The following is a 15535-nucleotide window of genomic DNA, read 5'->3' on the forward strand; positions in this document are numbered from 1 at the left end:
TTCTCACACCCCCAGGACAGCCGCAAGGCTGACTATTGCTTCCGAATTCTTAATCATCATATCAAGCACCGGGCTCGGGTTCAGGCCGAAATAGAGCACAAGAAGGGCAATAGCTGCCATTGAAAAGACCTGCAGGGAATTGATGTCCCTGACATCTCCGAGCTTCTCATTGTACACTCCGAACATTGCCCTCTGCATTGCCCAGAGGTGGTAACCTGCAGTAATCACTATTGCCAGCAGGGCAATTAAGACAAAGCCAGGTAGGTTCACAAAAGTGAAAGTCAGGACCAGGAACTCGGCAATAAAACCTGTCAGACCCGGAAGCCCGAGGGATGCCATAAAGCCGACCATCATAACCACAGTGAGCATTGGCATCTTCTTTGCAAGCCCACCGAGATTGTTAATGATTCTGGTGCCTGTGCCGGTCTGGATTGCGCCGGCGGACATGAACAGGATGCTCATGATAAGCCCGTGAGAAAACTGCTGGAACATTGCGCCTGCAACCGAAAGGGTCACAAGGCCGGCTGAACCCAGGGTAACATATCCCATGTGGCTCAAACTGGAGTAAGCGATCATGCGCTTGAGGTCTTTTTGCCGCAGAGCCAGAAGAGCCCCATAAACTATGCTGACAGAGCCGAGCAGGCCCAGCATCATGATCATCAGATGGGGGTTCCCGGTGTTAGGAAGCATCGGGAGGGATATCCTGAAAAGCCCGTACCCTCCGATTTTGAGCAGGATAAAGAGTACACTGCCTGCAGTAGGTGCCTCGGAATATGCATCCGGAAGCCAGGAGTGGAAGGGGAAAGTCGGCATCTTTGCCAGGAACCCGAAGAGGATTGCAAGGAAGATCCCATCTTTCATCAGGCCGGATTCGAAGAACTGGAACTGTGTGACCAGTTCTCTTATGTCAAATGTAGCAACGCCGGTCTGATTCAGGGCTGCGTAGAAGAGCCCGAAGATTCCGAGTAGCATTACCAGAGAAGCGACATGTGTGTAGATAAAGAACTTGTAGGACGCATGAGCCCGCTTTTCTCCACCCCAGATATTTACGATGAAGAAGAGTGGGACAAGGGTCAGCTCCCAGAATATATAGAAGACAACGAAGTCAAGGGATACAAAGACCCCTATGACTGCGGCTTGCATGGTAAGGATCAGCCCGTAAAACCTGTTAGGGGCTTCCCTGTCTTCTTTCCAGCTGAAGAGGATCAGAAGTGGGATAACAATCGCATTCAGAAGGATAAGGGGCATGGAAATGCCGTCGATTCCAACTGAATAGTTGACCCCGAGGAAGGGGATCCACTTCACAGATTCATAGAACTGCATTGCAGCAGTACTGCTGTCAAAGTTCAGATAGGCGTAAAGGGTAAGGCCCAGAGTCACAAGAGACCCGAGAAAGCCCAATCCTGCAGCCTGGTCTTTTGTTTTTGTGAAAAAGGTCACGACTGCGAAAATCAGCGGCACCAGAATCAACAATGATGCGACCGGCAGCATCAGAGTACCTCCATCATTAATTTAATTAATATAATTAGCAGGCTCACACCCACAATTATGACAGTTGCATAGGTCTGGACAACTCCTGTCTGAACTTTTCTGAGTTCTTCGCCCACACCAACTGTGATAATTCCAATTCCTTCTACAATGCTGTCAACGATCACATCAACTACCTGCGTAAGGAAAGCAATAACCCCGTAAACTATTCCGATTGAGAAAAACTCGGTATAGATTTCGTGCTGGTAGTAACGCTTGTAGAGCAGTCTGTAGATCGGATTCTTCATGGAAGCAAGAGGCCCGAGTTTCACTGCTCTGAGGTAATAGATCACGAAAGCAATTGCAAGGCCTGCAAGTGCCATTATTAATGGGAGCCATAGAATAAAGAGAGGCTCGTGTCCTGCTGCCTCCACAAGTTCGTTTCCACCTATGCTGGCAAGGCTTCCTATGTTAAGGCTCACGAAACTGTTGGTAAAGGTTTCTTCAAGGAATTTCATGAATCCTGTCTGGGTAAGCGCTCCAAAAACAAGGGCAAGGAATGCCAGAATGGATAGGGGTATGGTCATAATTGCAGAGGACTCATGCCCGTGATAATTGCTTCTTGGCTTCCCTGTAAAGGTCATGAAGATAAGCCTGAAGATATAGAGGGATGTCAGGAAGGCGGCTGCAATTGAGAATATGTACGGGATCCAATTGTTGCTGTGTTCTCCGAAGAGATAGGCAGCTTCAATAATTGCATCCTTTGAAATGAAGCCGCTTGTCCCTATTGAGGTTCCAGGGATACCGAAACCTGCCAGGGCAAGAGCTGCAATAGTCATAGTGGCAGCAGTAATTGGCATTACCTTTCCTACGCCTCCGAGTTCTCTCATATCCTGGGTGCCGACTGCATGGATTACACTGCCTGCACAGAGGAAAAGGAGAGCCTTGAAGAAAGCATGGTTGATCAGGTGGAAAAGGGAAATTCCAACTGCTTCAAGCCCTATTGCCGATCCAAGCCCAAGACCCAGCATCATGTAGCCGAGCTGGCTGATGGTAGAGAATGCAAGCACACGCTTGAGGTCGTTCATTACAATGCCCATTGTGCCTGCAAAGAGAGCAGTAAAGCCTCCGAAGTAAGCGACTACCATAAGGGAGTCAGGGGCTGCAATAAACATAGGGAAGGTCCTTGCTACCAGGTAAACCCCGGCAGTAACCATTGTTGCTGCATGGATGAGAGCTGAGACGGTTGTTGGGCCTTCCATTGCATCAGGCAGCCACACATGCAACGGGAACTGCCCGGACTTTCCTACGGCTCCTCCGAAGAAAAGCAGGGTGATAATAGTAAGGTGGCTTATTTCAAAGCCGAAGACATTTAACTGCAGAGCAGAAAGCTGGGGGATATAGCTGAATATTTCGTCAAAGCGAAGCAGGTATACTCCTTCCTGGAAGCCACCTGCAAGTTTCAGGAGATCGGAAGTCAGCACGATTATTCCTGTAAGGAACATTACGTCTCCGATCCTGGTTGTAAGGAAAGCTTTCTTGGCTGCGGCTGCAGCTGAGGGTTTTTCGAACCAGAAACCGATCAGGAGATAGGAACAAAGCCCGACAAGTTCCCAGGAAACAAAGAGCTGTAGAATATTGTCCGAGAGGACCAGGGAAAGCATTGCTGCGGTAAACAGTGCGGTTTCTGCAAAGTACCTGGGTTTTCCTTCATCATGAGACATGTAGCTAACTGCGTAGATGTGGATCAGCAGGCTCACAAAGGAGACCATTGACAGCATGACTGCAGCCAGGGGGTCAATTAAGATTCCGATGTTAAGCACTGCAAACCAGGAATAGGACTGGCTTACGATCTCTTCGGGGTTTGCCAGCAGCCCGAGGGTAATCGCAAAAGAGATTACAAAGGAGGCGGCGATGGCAAGGATGGGGATGATTGCCCCTCCTGAAGGCATTTTCCTGCCAAAGAAGAAGGTGATCGCAAAAGCCAGTGCCGGAAGCAGGGGGATCAAAAATGCAAATTCTTCCAGAGCCGTTTTTACCACCTCAGGATGTTAAGCTCATCAAGGTTAATTTTGTCGTGCATTCTGTAGATTGCCATGAAAATTGCAAACCCGACTGCTGCTTCAGCAGCTGCAAGGGCAATTGAGAAAATGGCAAAGACCTGCCCGTTAAGGGTGTCCGTATAGCTTGAAAAAGCCACAAGGTTCAGGTTTGCGGAGTTCAGCATGAGCTCGATACACATGATCATCCTGATACCGCTTTTATGGGTCATTACGCCATAAAGCCCGATTGAAAAGAGCAGGGCTGCAAGGCCGAGATAAAATGTTAATGGAATAGCAGTCATCTGTTGCCCTCTCCTTTTGCCATGTAAATTGCTCCTATAAGGGACGCGAGCAGGACGATTGATAGGACCTCGAAAGGCACCACGTACTGGGTGAAGATCAACATACCTATGCCCTCGATATTGCTCGGGTCAGCCGGGTTCTCAGGGAGTTCCGAAACCGTATTCCAGGAAGTCCCAAAAATCCCTGTAACAACAACAGCAACAAAGAGCAGGACAACGAGAAGAGATGCAGGTCTGTTAATTCGCACGGGACTCACCTCCCAGTTCACGCTTTGTAAGCATAACGGCAAAGAGGATCAACACTCCGATTGCCCCTATATAGACCAGCACCTGGACAACTCCCAGGAACTGGGCGTTTAAGAGGATGTAGAGAGCTGCAATGCCGAACATGCACATGATCAGGGAAAGCCCGGCTCTTACAACGTCCTTTGCAATAATCACAAAGATTGCAAAGAAGACTGTGACAATCGCAAGGAGCCCGAAGACAGCCATTTCCAGAGCTGCCCCGATAGTTTCAATTCCTATCATTTTTCATCACCTTCATCGATATCTACTTCCCTTGCGAGTTTGTCAGGAGTCATGAGCAGGTCTTTATGAGTCCATTTTACCATGCCTTTGGTGTATTCTTTCCCGCTTGAAAGAGCACTTTTGGGGCACTGGTCAATGCAGAGCCCACAGAAGAGGCAGTGGCCGATATCTATTTCGGGGAACCACCTCTGTTTGCCACTTCCAGGGGCAATCGGGGCTTTAATAATTTTAATCGCGTTATTTGGGCAGGTATTGGCACAGATCCCACAGCCGATGCATTTACTTTTGTCAAGGATCTGAAGCCCTCTGAACCTGTCGGAGAGTGGACTTTCCACCTCCGGACACAGCCTGGTCACGCGTTTTTTAGGGATGTTTTTAAGTGCATATCTGATGTTTTTAAGAACCATACTCTTAAGCCCCCAGATAGAGTCCAAGGCCCACTGCCCAGACAAGGTTCAAAAGGGACAGGGGGAGAAGTTTCTTCCAGCTCAGGTCTATAACCTGATCGATCCTGTACCTTGGAACAGCCCATCTCATTCCGATGATTGTCATAAGCACAAGCACGGTTTTAAGAAGCAGGAAACCTGTGGGGACAATAAAGCCGAGCACCGGGTTGTTTGAGATAAAAGCCGGCACGTTCCAGCCACCAAGGAAGAGGAGTGCAACAAGGAAGGAACCAAGGATCATGTGGATATACTCAGCAAAGAAACCGAGCCCGAAACGCATTCCACTGTATTCGGTAATCCATCCTGCGATCAGTTCTTCTTCAGACTCGTTCTGGTCGAAAGGAAGCCTCCCCATATCAGCCATAAGTGCAATAAAGAAGACAATAAATCCAATCGGCTGCAGGAAGATGTTCCAGTGAAGCCCCTGGGCGCTGGCAATTTCCACTATGTTCAGGGAACCTGTCATTATGCCAACACTGACAACAGTGATCCCAAGGGGTACTTCATACCCGACCATCCGGGCAAAGTTCCTGAAAGCTCCGAGAAGGGAATACTTGTTGTTAGAACCGTAGGCAATCATGAAGATCCCGAAAATGGTGAGCGCAGACATTGCCTCGATATAAAGAACACTGATGTCCATCTCGGTTACAACCAGCGGGTACTCGACTCCGTTGATGAAGACTGCACCTACAGGGATTGCGACAAGCATCAGGAAGACCGAGCTCATCATGAAGATTGTGGCGTTGTCAAAGAGTACGCGGTCAGCATTCTTCGGCCTCAAGTCTTCTTTCGTAAAGAGCTTGATTGCATCAGCCACCAGCTGCAGGAGCCCGAACTTGCCTACCCTTGAAGGGCCGTATCTGAACTGGATGTCGGCTGATAATTTACGCTCAATCCAGACAGCACCCATTGCTCCAAGGAAGATAGCTCCCACAAGAGACAGGCCTACAAGCCCGCGAATCCAGGGAATAAAGGGAATTATGAATTCAGGGATTTCTATCATTATACTCACCTGTCCGCTTCACTGGTGCAGCCGTCCATGCTACCTGAAATCGCTGCAACGTCTGCAACTGTTGTGCCTATAATGAGAGGGGGCAGAGCTTGCAGAGTCGGGAAGTAGGGTCCTCTGACTTTTACCCTGTAAGGTTTATCAGTGCCGTCAGAGATCATGTACATGCCCATTTCTCCTCTTGGGTCTTCGACCCTGTGGAATACCTCCCCTGCAGGAACTCTCATAACAGGAGTCCTTCTGCCGTAAGGGGTTCCTTCGGGAAACAGAGGCCCGTTCGGGATCTGGTCAAGGCACTGTTCGAGGATGTAGATACTTTCCCGCATCTCGTTAAGCCTGACCCGCACCCTGGCAGCACAATCTCCTGCAGTTTCCGTGCAGACCTTGAAGTCCAGGTCCTCATACACAAGGTATGGCTCGTTCTTCCGGATATCGAAGGGAACACCCGTTGCCCGCAGAGCAGGCCCGGAAACCCCAAGGCTCTTTGCAACATCTGCAGTCAGGATTCCGACTCCTTCGGTCCTTTCCCTGTAAATTCTGTCCGACTGGAACATTTCCTCGTAATCGCTAATAACTTTCTTGAGGTTGTTCAGGACAGGGAGAGCTTTTTCCTTAAACCCGGCTGGCAGGTCATCGCGTACCCCTCCGAATTTCAGGTAGCTGTGGGTGACCCTTGCCCCTGTGACCATATCAATCAGGGTAAGGATATCTTCCCTTTCCTTAATTGTATACATGAACATGGACACGAAGCCGATGAACTCCCCGAACTCTCCCATGCCGAGCAGGTGGCTCTGGAGCCTGGAAAGCTCTTCTAAAATGACCCTGATATATTGAGACCTCGCGGGGGGTTCGATGCCTAACAGCTTTTCGACGCAGCCCACAAAACATTCTTCGTTTGTCAGGGCTACAAGGTAACAGATCCTGTCAACTATCGTGATTCCCTGAAGGTAGGTTTTATTCTCCAGGATTTTTTCAATGCCTTTGTGAATATAACCCAGTTCCACTTCAGCATCCATCACAGTTTCCCCTTTCAACCTCAGGTTTAACCTGAAAGGTCCGGGCTGCATGGGATGCTGGGGGCCCAGGTGTACAATCATTTCATTTGATTCAAGCATTTCTTCCATTTTTCACCCCTCACACCAGGTTTCTTGCTGTCTTGTTCGGGAAACCCTCGTAGTCTTTCCGAAGAGGCCACTCCCCCAGCATCTCTTCAGGGAGCACCAGAGTCTTCAGGTTCGGGTGGTTTTTAAACACAATCCCGTAGAGTTCGTAGGTCTCTCTTTCATACCAGTTTGCATTCCAGTATACCGGTACAATAGACTCTATTTCCGGAGCATCCCTGGGCAGCCTCACTTTCAACATAAGAACTACAGGGTGGTCATAAGAAGCTATATGATACACCGATTCCAGCTCGTTCCTCTGAGGATAGTCCACTCCACAAACGGAGCAGAGGTGGTCGAACTGAAGGGAGTCCTTAAGGTACTGGCAAACTTCTTTTGCTTTCTCCTTATCCACATATGCCCGGATACGGATCGGGGATTCAATCCCGGTTTCGGAAATTGCCTCCGGAAATTTACCGGTTAGTGATTCTATGATTGTTTTGGCATCCATTGTATTCCCTCAAATAAGCCTGAAATCTCCTCAGTAGTCCGTCCCCAGGTCTTTTTTGGCTTTTATCTTTTCCTGTAATTCCACAAATCCCTGGATCAGGGCTTCGGGTCTGGGAGGACATCCGGGAATGAAGACATCGATAGGAAAGAGCTCATCGATGTTCTGCACAGTACTGTAGGACTCATAAAAGGGACCGCCGCTGATAGAACAGTCTCCCATGCAGAGAACCCATTTAGGAGCAGGCATCTGTTCCCAGAGCCTCTTTAAGGCGGGCAGGTATTTTTTTGTCACATAACCACTGATTATCATGACATCCGCATGCCTTGGGGAGTTTCGGGGAATGATCCCGAACCGGTCAGTATCATAGTGGGCACAGCCCGTAGCGATCATTTCCACACCACAGCAGCCCATTGGCTGAGTCATGAACCAGAGCGAGTTTTTCCGCCCCCAGTTGATCAGGTCCTGAGCCTTGGTCTTCTTGAGAAAGTCGCTGATCGCATTGGTGGTTGTTGTGATAACGCCGGGAATTTCGTCTTCCGGAGTTCCTTTTATATTAGTTGTTTTTGTCTCCTTCACTTCACCCATGTAAGGGCCTCCTTCTTCCAGAGATACACGTATCCGAAGAGCAGTATGAAGATAAATGCAAACATCTCAACTACTGCAATTGAGGTAATTCCATGCCCTTTATAGACAGTAGCCCAGGGGTAAAGGAAAAGCACCTCAATATCAAAGAGAACAAAAGCAATCGCATAGAGATAATACTCAACATTAAACTGGATCCTGGCAGTTCCTATAGGAACAGAACCCGATTCGTATGTCGTGTATTTGCTGGCTGCCTTGCTCCTCGGACTCAGTTGCTTTACGATAAACATTGTCATGGGAGGCATAACCAGTCCCACGGCAAGAAATATTGCAACCGGTATATAATTATCAATTATTCCAGACATTGTATCACCTATCAGAGTGCAGCAATCTGAAACTGCAGCGTCGCATGATCCTGATTTTATATTTTTTAAGATAAGCAGACAAAAAACTGCATCCGGATTCCCCGGTTCTTTAGAAAAACCACTATGGTCCGAACACAGGTCCTGTTAAGAATGTCTGTACCCGGGTACTTCCCTTCATGTGGATAGAGCTCTGAATACAGACTTCTGACTGCCGGGCTCTGAAAAATTTACTTTTTCGTTGCCCAGGTTATGCAATAAATTTTTGAAAGTCAGGGGAAAGCCCCTCTTTCGGAGATGTGGATTCAATTACTGTGAAAGTAGTATAATTAATAATTAAGATTCCAGGTAACTATGTTAGTTCTGCAAATGAATCATGGGTTATTTATAGCTATTTGCTAGATAATTAATATTATATAAATATTAAGTCTAAATAATTAAAAGTCTGTTTTTAGAATATATTAATGTTGAAATAACTTATGGGGAAAGCCTTGACTTGTTTACGAAATTATATATACACCATAAATATGTTATTATCTTTGAACAGCCAAAAAATCCGGAAAATTGGTTTTCTACGACCATAAAGTTTTCTCCGGGAATGGCAATGAATTATATATATCAGTTAATTATTTTAGTTCCCATAAAAAACCTTTGAATACAACATAATTAATAATGATAAATCTGATGGGCAAAGGTCTCTTGAGGCAACCTTTAAAATAAAAATAATAAAGAACTGGAAGGGCTGAAAATTTCCTGTGTAAGCGCGGAAACGGCAGCATCTCATTTCATTCAAATATGCGGCAAGTGATTTAATATAAAGAATGGCTATCAGATACCTGGCAAAGAATGACTATTAGATACCCGGCTATAAGAAATATTATTGCTATCGGAAATACATGTGACAGATCAAAAATGTCATCGTAGCTTATAGGCAATGGTGTACTGTTGAAGTTAGGCAATGGTGTACTGTTGAAGTTTTCAGAGAACCCTCGATAATCTATATATTCATGAGGAAAATGGGTATTCCTGTCCATTTGACAGCTTTCTTAGAATCCATATTATATTCAGGAAAGGATATATCTATAGTATGCTACCCATTGTATATTAAAACCGATGCATTATCATCAGAGAATCCCGTTTTCCCATTGACCCTGAGAAAATAATATGAGCGAAATGCTATACCAACACATTATAATAAGTCCTTTCACGATAGAAAAGCGGTGGATCGCATGAAGATAAATGATAACTGTGTAGGGTGCGGCCAGTGCGCTTCTTTTTGCAAAAAGGGAGCAATAGAAGTAAGGGGAAGAGCGCGGACTACCGATGCCTGTGTGGAATGTGGGATGTGCGTCCCTTACTGCCCTGTAAAAGCCATCGAGGTATCAGTATGAAAACGATTGTAATTGGTGCAGGCCTTGGAGGGCTCTTAAGCGCTGCCAGGCTCTCGAACGCAGGGCATGAAGTTGAAGTTTTCGAAAGGCTTCCTATTACAGGAGGCAGGTTTACAAATCTTAACTATAAAGGTTTCCAGCTCTCTAGCGGAGCTTTCCACATGCTGCCCCACGGACCTGAAGGGCCACTTGCCCGGCTTCTCGGAGAGGTCGGAGCTGAAGTGAAGATCGTGCGGTCAGAACAGACCATTATACGCGTGCCTCTGATAAAAGGAAACCCTAATTATGTGAAAGGCTTCAAAGATATCCCTTTTATTGAATTTCCATCATTACTTTCGCATATGGATCGCCTTAAAATTGCTTTTTTGATCGTGAGCACAAGGAAAAATCGCCCTTCAGGGGTTACTCTTGAGGCCTGGATAAAGGCTCAGGTTAAGGACGAATGGCTAGTAAGGTTTGCCGACTCTTTTTGTGGCTGGGCGCTCAGCATGAAAAGTGATGAAGTTCCGGTAGAAGAGGTTTTTGAGATAATTGAAAACATGTACCGGTTCGGAGGCACAGGCATCCCGATCGGAGGATGTAAAGGAGTTATTGACGCCCTTGAAGCCGTGATTCTGAAAAATGGGGGGAAAATATATACTGATAAGGAAGTTTCAAAAATCTTGGTTGAAAATGGAAAAGCTGCAGGGGTAATTGTTGAAAGCAAGAAACATGAAGCTGACTTTATAATCAGTAATCTCGGGCATGCTGCAACTGCTTTGCTCTGCAGTGAAGCCCTCTCAGGAGAAGTACATGCAAGTTACCTTAAAATGCTTGAAACCTTTCAGCCGTCTGCAGGCATAAAGATTTGCCTTGCTGCAGATGAGCCTCTAGTAGGGCACTCAGGAGTCCTGCTAACCCCCTATACAAGGCGCATAAATGGGGCCAATGAGGTTACTCAGGTTGACCCGAAACTGGCACCGCCGGGCAAGCATCTTACCATGTGTCACCAGTATGTGGCTCCTGAGAACGTAAAAAACCTCGAATCTGAAATTGAGATGGGCCTTGCAGACCTCAAAGAGGTTTTTCCTGGCAAAAAATATGAAGTTCTTCTTATCCAGTCCTACCATGACGACTGGCCCGTAAACAGGGCAGCCTCTGGTATGGACCCTGGCAATGAGACCCCGATCCCAGGGCTCTACGTCGTAGGGGACGGAGCCAAGGGAAAAGGAGGCGTAGAAGTCGAAGGAGTAGCTCTCGGTGTGGCTGCAACCATGAATAAAATCCTCGGCTAAACCCGGAAGAAAAAAAAACAAAACTCAGCAGGTGTTTTACCATTCCACAGGAGAACCCTTCTTTCGTAACCTACTCAAAAAACGTCTTTATCCCTATAACCAATATATGCAGGAACCACTGTGGCTACTGTGGCTTCAGACGGGAGCCCGGACAACCCGGAGCCCGGCTGATGAAGCCTGAAGAAGTAGTCCCAATCCTTGAAAAAGGAGCAGGGGCAGGGTGCACTGAAGCCCTCTTCACCTTTGGGGAGTATGCAGAAGAGGTACCGGAGTACAGGGAATGGCTTAAAGAGCTTGGATATTCTTCTACCCTGGAATACCTTGTTTTTCTCTGTGAAACCGCAATCAACATAGGGATTCTCCCTCACACGAACGCGGGGATTATGACACGTTCCGAATTGAAAGTCCTCAAGCCCTTAAATGCGAGCATGGGGCTGATGCTTGAGACCACAGCGGTTCTGGAAGCCCATAAGGACTGCCCCGGCAAGGTTCCGGAACGCAGGCTTGAGACTATCCGGGAAGCCGGGAAACTTGAGATTCCCTATACAACCGGCCTCCTTGTAGGGATCGGAGAAAGCCTGAAAGACAGGGCTGAGTCCCTTGAAGCCATTGCAAGCTTGCACAGGGAGTACGGGCACATTCAGGAAGTCATTATCCAGAACTTTTCCCCGAAAACCGGGACACCCATGGAAAACTTCCCTGAACCTTCAGTAGAAGAGATAATGGATACTGTAGCCCTTGCCAGGCAGGTTCTGCCGCATGATGTGGCCGTACAGGTCGCTCCAAACCTCATTGATCCAAAAGCCCTAATAGTAAAAGGGGTAACGGACCTGGGAGGGATATCCCCCCTGACCATTGATTGGATCAACCCCGAAGCCGAATGGCCCGACGTAAAGGACCTGCAGGAAAAGCTCGGGGCAGTTCCACTTAGAGAACGCCTTCCAATCTACCCGCAGTACGTGAAAAATAAGTGGTACTCAGACAGAATAGGAGAGCTTATAGGGAGGCTCTCTGACGGGGAAGGTTACAGGAAACTACCCTAAACAGAGCACGCGAAGGAGTCTGAAAAATGAACAGTAAAATTCCCAAAGACCTCATAGAACGCGCATACCAGGGGAAGAGTACAAAAGAAGATGCTCTCCTGCTCCTGGAGGTACCCCCTTTCGAACTCTTCAAGTTTGCGGATGAACTCCGCTCTCTTGCCGTAGGGGACACTGTAACTTACGTCATGAACAGGAACATAAATTTCACAAGCCGCTGTTTGGGGACCTGTGGATTTTGTGCATTTCGGACTAACAACGGCAAAGTCCTGAGCATAGAAGAAATTATGGAAAAGGTGAGAGAGGCAGAAAAGGCCAATGCCACTGAAGTTTGCATCCAGGGAGGACTGCTTCCTGATGTGGGCCTGGACTTTTACCAGGGAATTGTCGAAGCCATAAAAGCCGAATTTCCGGAAATGCATATTCACTCTTTTTCGCCAATGGAAGTCTACCATGCCGCCCACATCAGCGGAATTTCGGTAAGTGAAGCCTTAAGAAGGCTCAAAAGGAGCGGGCTTGACACCATGCCGGGAACTGCAGCCGAAATTCTCTCTGACAGAGTGAGAGAAATAATCTGCCCCTTGAAAATCAAGACTGGAGAATGGATAGAAGTTGTCAGGCAGGCGCATTCAGCGGGCATCCCAACCACTGCAACCATGATGTACGGACACGTTGAAACTCCGGAGGAAAGGATAGATCACATGCTAATCATAAGGGATATCCAGAAAGAAACCGGAGGAATTACCGAATTTGTGCCCCTGCCTTTTATGCCTTACAACAACCCTATAGGGGAAAAAATGATCAGAGAAGGCAGATATGCCACCCCAGGCCTGGAAGACCTGAAAACCTATGCAATCTCCCGTATTCTCTTCCACGGGCATGTGGACAATATCCAGGCAAGCTGGGTGAAACTTGGGAAAAAGTTTGCCCAGTTTGCCCTCCACTGCGGAGTCAACGACCTTGGTGGAACTCTTATGGAAGAAAGTATATCCAAATCAGCAGGTGCCTGCCACGGGGAAATGATTACGGCTGAAGAACTTGAGTGGATGATCCACGGAGCTGGCAGAGTCCCTAAAGAGAGGACTACCCTGTACAGGGAAGTGAATGAGCTGGCTTCCGGAAACTCCCGAGGGATGTCCGGGTGCAGAGTATCCGAATAAACCGGGCCAGTAAGGGAAAAGACAAGTAAATGTCTGAAATCTGGAAGGAATGATAGGGATGTATGTGAAAAACCCGGCAATTTCTGAGTCTGTCATTGAGAGAGCACATCAGGGAAAATGTACAAAAGAAGACGCCCTTCTCCTGCTTGAAGGAAACCCATTTGAGCTATTTGAACTTGCAAATGAACTTCGAGCCAACTCTGTAGGCGACATTGTCAGTTATGTTGTAAACAGAAACATCTACATCACAAACAAATGCATCGGAAACTGCGGGTTCTGCGCTTACAGAACCGAGACCGGTTATATACTGAGTGTGGAAGAAATCCTTAAAAAAACAGAAGATGCAAGAAAAGCCGGAGCTGTGGAGGTCTGCGTCCAGGGAGGGTTCACCCCTGAAGCTGATATGGAGTTCTACCTGGAAATTATAGAGTCCATAAAATCCAGTTTCCCCGAGATCTGCATCCACGCCCTGTCCCCGATGGAAGTAAACTACGCAGCAGGAATTTCCGGCATATCCGTAGAAGAAGCAATGCGCAAACTTAAAAAAAGTGGGCTTGATTCTCTTACCGGGACTTCAGCTGAAATTCTTTCCGACAGGGTAAGGAAAATTATCTGCCCTAGAAAAATCAATACACAGCAGTGGATCGATACTGTAACTGCAGCACACAGGGCAGGGATTTCTACCAATTCAACCATCATGTACGGACATGTGGAAACCCTGGAAGAGCGCCTTGACCATATCTTTACCATTCGCAAAATCCAGCAGGAAACCGGCGGGTTTTCGGAACTTATCCCAATGTCATTTTTACCCTACAACAACCCTGTAGGGGAAAAGATGCTTGCATCCGGAAAGTTCTCAAGTACAGGGCTTGAAGACCTGCAACTGATCGCCATATCTCGCGTGATCCTGCATACCCATGTAAACAACATCCAGGCTACCTGGGTAAAGCTCGGGAAAAAACTTGCCCAATTTGCCCTGCAGTGCGGAGCAAATGACCTTGGCGGCACACTTATGGAAGACCAGATCTCGACAGCGTCGGGGGGCAACTATGGAGAATACGTATCTCCTGCGGAGTTTGAATGGATGATAAAAGGTGCCGGAAGAATCCCTATGCAGAGGGACACTCTGTACCGAAAAGCAGAACCCAGGTTTCCTGACAGGGAAGGTCCATTGCCGAATTACAGAAGAGCTGGAATAGGCAGCAGGGAATAAGGAAAAAAATATCGGGAAATAATAAAAAGAGCATGAATTGCAGGAGCCCATATGAAAGCCGTCATCCCCTATAAGAAAGCCGGTGCAAAATCCAGATTATCCCCTGTCCTGAGCCTGGAAGAAAGGGAAGAGTTTGTAGAACTCATGTTAAACCGGGTAATAGATTCTCTCAAGGAAGCCGGAATTAAAAAAATCGACGTTCTCAGCCCTTCGGGCTACGGACTTGGGGGCATGACGAAAGCGAGAGTTCTGCTGGACGAAAAAGGCCTGAATGAAGCCCTGAACAGTTACCTTGAAAAGGCAGAGGAGCCTGTCCTGATTGTTATGGCTGACCTGCCGTTACTCTCCCCGGAACATATAAAAGGGATAACTTCAACTAAAAAGGATATATGTATCGTCCCCGGAAAAGGAGGAGGTACGAATGCCCTTTTTATAAGGAACCCCTCCAGATACAGGGTAATGTATTACGGGTCGAGTTTTCTGACCCACTGTTCGATTGCAACAGGTTCCGGGCAGAATTTTGAAATATATGACTCTTTCCTTGCAGGCACGGATATAGATGAACCCGAAGACCTGGTGGAACTTCTTATCCATGGAGAAGGAACTGCAAGAGACTACATTAACCGGAAATTCAGGCTGGAGGTCAGCCGGGGAAGGGTCGGGTTGGTTCCGCTTTGAATCCTGATAAGAGCACCTTGAGCTGACAGTTTCCCGGTCCTCGAAAGATTGATTAAAAATATTCATTAAGATAACATGGCAATAATTCTACCTTTTTTGAAGAATGAGCAGATATCGGGTTTCTTATTGATAAACCCGTCAGGATTCTTGCAGAAACCACTCCGGTGGTTCTTTTCCTCATCTACTTCAGGTACGAAATTGAGGGCGATGGTCTTTCCAAAATTATGAATATCTTTATTGACTTGCTGGTAGAAAATATTTCAAAAAATTTGTGGAGATATGTTATAAATAATTTTATATCAGGACAATCACATCAAATGATACTTTCTGGGAAGAGTTTACATCCAAAAAAGTGTACCATAGGCAATATAAGAAAAACACATAAAAAAGGTAGCTGAAAGAGAATTCTATATTGAGAGCGTCGGCATGA

General features: G+C 47.1%; 17 protein-coding genes. 6 read left to right on the top strand and 11 right to left on the bottom strand.

Translation table 11 applies throughout. The features are described from left to right. Window positions 1-3: 3 nt before the first annotated feature. From fpoM to fpoA, 11 genes are read right to left on the bottom strand one after another with little or no spacing between them, the layout of a single operon-like run. Window positions 4-1491, bottom strand: coding sequence for a F(420)H(2) dehydrogenase subunit M (gene fpoM, locus MSWHS_RS16840; RefSeq protein WP_048128271.1), 1488 nt, complete (start codon window positions 1489-1491; stop codon window positions 4-6). Beyond that, on the bottom strand, window positions 1491-3509 hold the full coding sequence (gene fpoL, locus MSWHS_RS16845; RefSeq protein ID WP_048159460.1) for a F420H2 dehydrogenase subunit FpoL: 2019 nt from the start codon (window positions 3507-3509) through the stop codon (window positions 1491-1493). Before fpoL ends, fpoM begins: the two co-directional genes overlap by 1 nt. Further along, window positions 3503-3811: a F420H2 dehydrogenase subunit FpoK gene (fpoK, locus tag MSWHS_RS16850; protein ID WP_011021517.1), complete on the bottom strand. Its 309-nt coding sequence runs from the start codon at window positions 3809-3811 to the stop codon at window positions 3503-3505. Before fpoK ends, fpoL begins: the two co-directional genes overlap by 7 nt. Then, window positions 3808-4059 (bottom strand): F420H2 dehydrogenase subunit FpoJ, encoded by a 252-nt coding sequence (gene fpoJ / locus MSWHS_RS22115; RefSeq protein WP_048128265.1) that lies wholly within the window; start codon window positions 4057-4059, stop codon window positions 3808-3810. The genes fpoK and fpoJ overlap by 4 nt, the downstream gene beginning before the upstream one ends. Beyond that, window positions 4049-4339 carry an NADH-quinone oxidoreductase subunit J gene (locus MSWHS_RS22120; protein WP_048128263.1) on the bottom strand — a complete coding sequence of 97 codons (291 nt, stop codon included), beginning with the start codon at window positions 4337-4339 and terminating at the stop codon, window positions 4049-4051. Before MSWHS_RS22120 ends, fpoJ begins: the two co-directional genes overlap by 11 nt. Then, on the bottom strand, window positions 4336-4746 hold the full coding sequence (gene fpoI, locus MSWHS_RS16865) for a F420H2 dehydrogenase subunit FpoI (protein WP_048128261.1): 411 nt from the start codon (window positions 4744-4746) through the stop codon (window positions 4336-4338). The genes MSWHS_RS22120 and fpoI overlap by 4 nt, the downstream gene beginning before the upstream one ends. Window positions 4747-4750: 4 nt before the next feature. Beyond that, window positions 4751-5788: a F420H2 dehydrogenase subunit FpoH gene (gene fpoH / locus MSWHS_RS16870; RefSeq protein WP_048128259.1), complete on the bottom strand. Its 1038-nt coding sequence runs from the start codon at window positions 5786-5788 to the stop codon at window positions 4751-4753. A 5-nt stretch (window positions 5789-5793) separates the two neighbouring features. After that, window positions 5794-6918, bottom strand: a complete 1125-nt coding sequence (gene fpoD / locus MSWHS_RS16875) for a F420H2 dehydrogenase subunit FpoD (RefSeq protein ID WP_048128257.1) — start codon at window positions 6916-6918, stop codon at window positions 5794-5796. A 10-nt stretch (window positions 6919-6928) separates the two neighbouring features. Next, the gene (gene fpoC / locus MSWHS_RS16880; protein ID WP_048128255.1) at window positions 6929-7405 is read right to left on the bottom strand and encodes a F420H2 dehydrogenase subunit FpoC; all 477 of its coding nucleotides are present in this window, start codon (window positions 7403-7405) and stop codon (window positions 6929-6931) included. Between the two features lie 30 nt (window positions 7406-7435). Then, a complete protein-coding gene (gene fpoB, locus MSWHS_RS16885; RefSeq protein ID WP_048128253.1) occupies window positions 7436-7990 on the bottom strand; it encodes a F(420)H(2) dehydrogenase subunit B in 555 nt (184 codons plus the stop codon). Continuing rightward, the gene (fpoA, locus tag MSWHS_RS16890) at window positions 7978-8367 is read right to left on the bottom strand and encodes a F420H2 dehydrogenase subunit FpoA (protein ID WP_231585754.1); all 390 of its coding nucleotides are present in this window, start codon (window positions 8365-8367) and stop codon (window positions 7978-7980) included. The genes fpoB and fpoA overlap by 13 nt, the downstream gene beginning before the upstream one ends. Before the next feature lie 1211 nt (window positions 8368-9578). Here fpoA and MSWHS_RS16895 point away from each other — a divergent pair. From MSWHS_RS16895 to cofC, 6 genes are read left to right on the top strand one after another with little or no spacing between them, the layout of a single operon-like run. Next, window positions 9579-9740: a DUF362 domain-containing protein gene (locus tag MSWHS_RS16895; protein WP_048128249.1), complete on the top strand. Its 162-nt coding sequence runs from the start codon at window positions 9579-9581 to the stop codon at window positions 9738-9740. Next, the gene (locus tag MSWHS_RS16900) at window positions 9737-11014 is read left to right on the top strand and encodes an NAD(P)/FAD-dependent oxidoreductase (protein ID WP_048128248.1); all 1278 of its coding nucleotides are present in this window, start codon (window positions 9737-9739) and stop codon (window positions 11012-11014) included. The genes MSWHS_RS16895 and MSWHS_RS16900 overlap by 4 nt, the downstream gene beginning before the upstream one ends. A 41-nt stretch (window positions 11015-11055) precedes the next feature. Then, the gene (cofG, locus tag MSWHS_RS16905) at window positions 11056-12057 is read left to right on the top strand and encodes a 7,8-didemethyl-8-hydroxy-5-deazariboflavin synthase CofG (RefSeq protein WP_048128246.1); all 1002 of its coding nucleotides are present in this window, start codon (window positions 11056-11058) and stop codon (window positions 12055-12057) included. A gap of 26 nt (window positions 12058-12083) precedes the next feature. Beyond that, entirely contained in the window at window positions 12084-13214 is a 1131-nt protein-coding gene (gene cofH, locus MSWHS_RS16910) for a 5-amino-6-(D-ribitylamino)uracil--L-tyrosine 4-hydroxyphenyl transferase CofH (protein WP_048128244.1), read from the top strand. Window positions 13215-13272: 58 nt separating this feature from the next. After that, window positions 13273-14427: a 7,8-didemethyl-8-hydroxy-5-deazariboflavin synthase subunit CofH gene (cofH, locus tag MSWHS_RS16915; RefSeq protein ID WP_048128240.1), complete on the top strand. Its 1155-nt coding sequence runs from the start codon at window positions 13273-13275 to the stop codon at window positions 14425-14427. Window positions 14428-14478: 51 nt separating this feature from the next. After that, window positions 14479-15105 (top strand): 2-phospho-L-lactate guanylyltransferase, encoded by a 627-nt coding sequence (gene cofC, locus MSWHS_RS16920; RefSeq protein WP_048128238.1) that lies wholly within the window; start codon window positions 14479-14481, stop codon window positions 15103-15105. Window positions 15106-15535: the final 430 nt, after the last annotated feature.

Source organism: Methanosarcina sp. WWM596 (assembly GCF_000969965.1).
In the GTDB taxonomy this organism is placed as follows: Archaea; Halobacteriota; Methanosarcinia; order Methanosarcinales; family Methanosarcinaceae; genus Methanosarcina.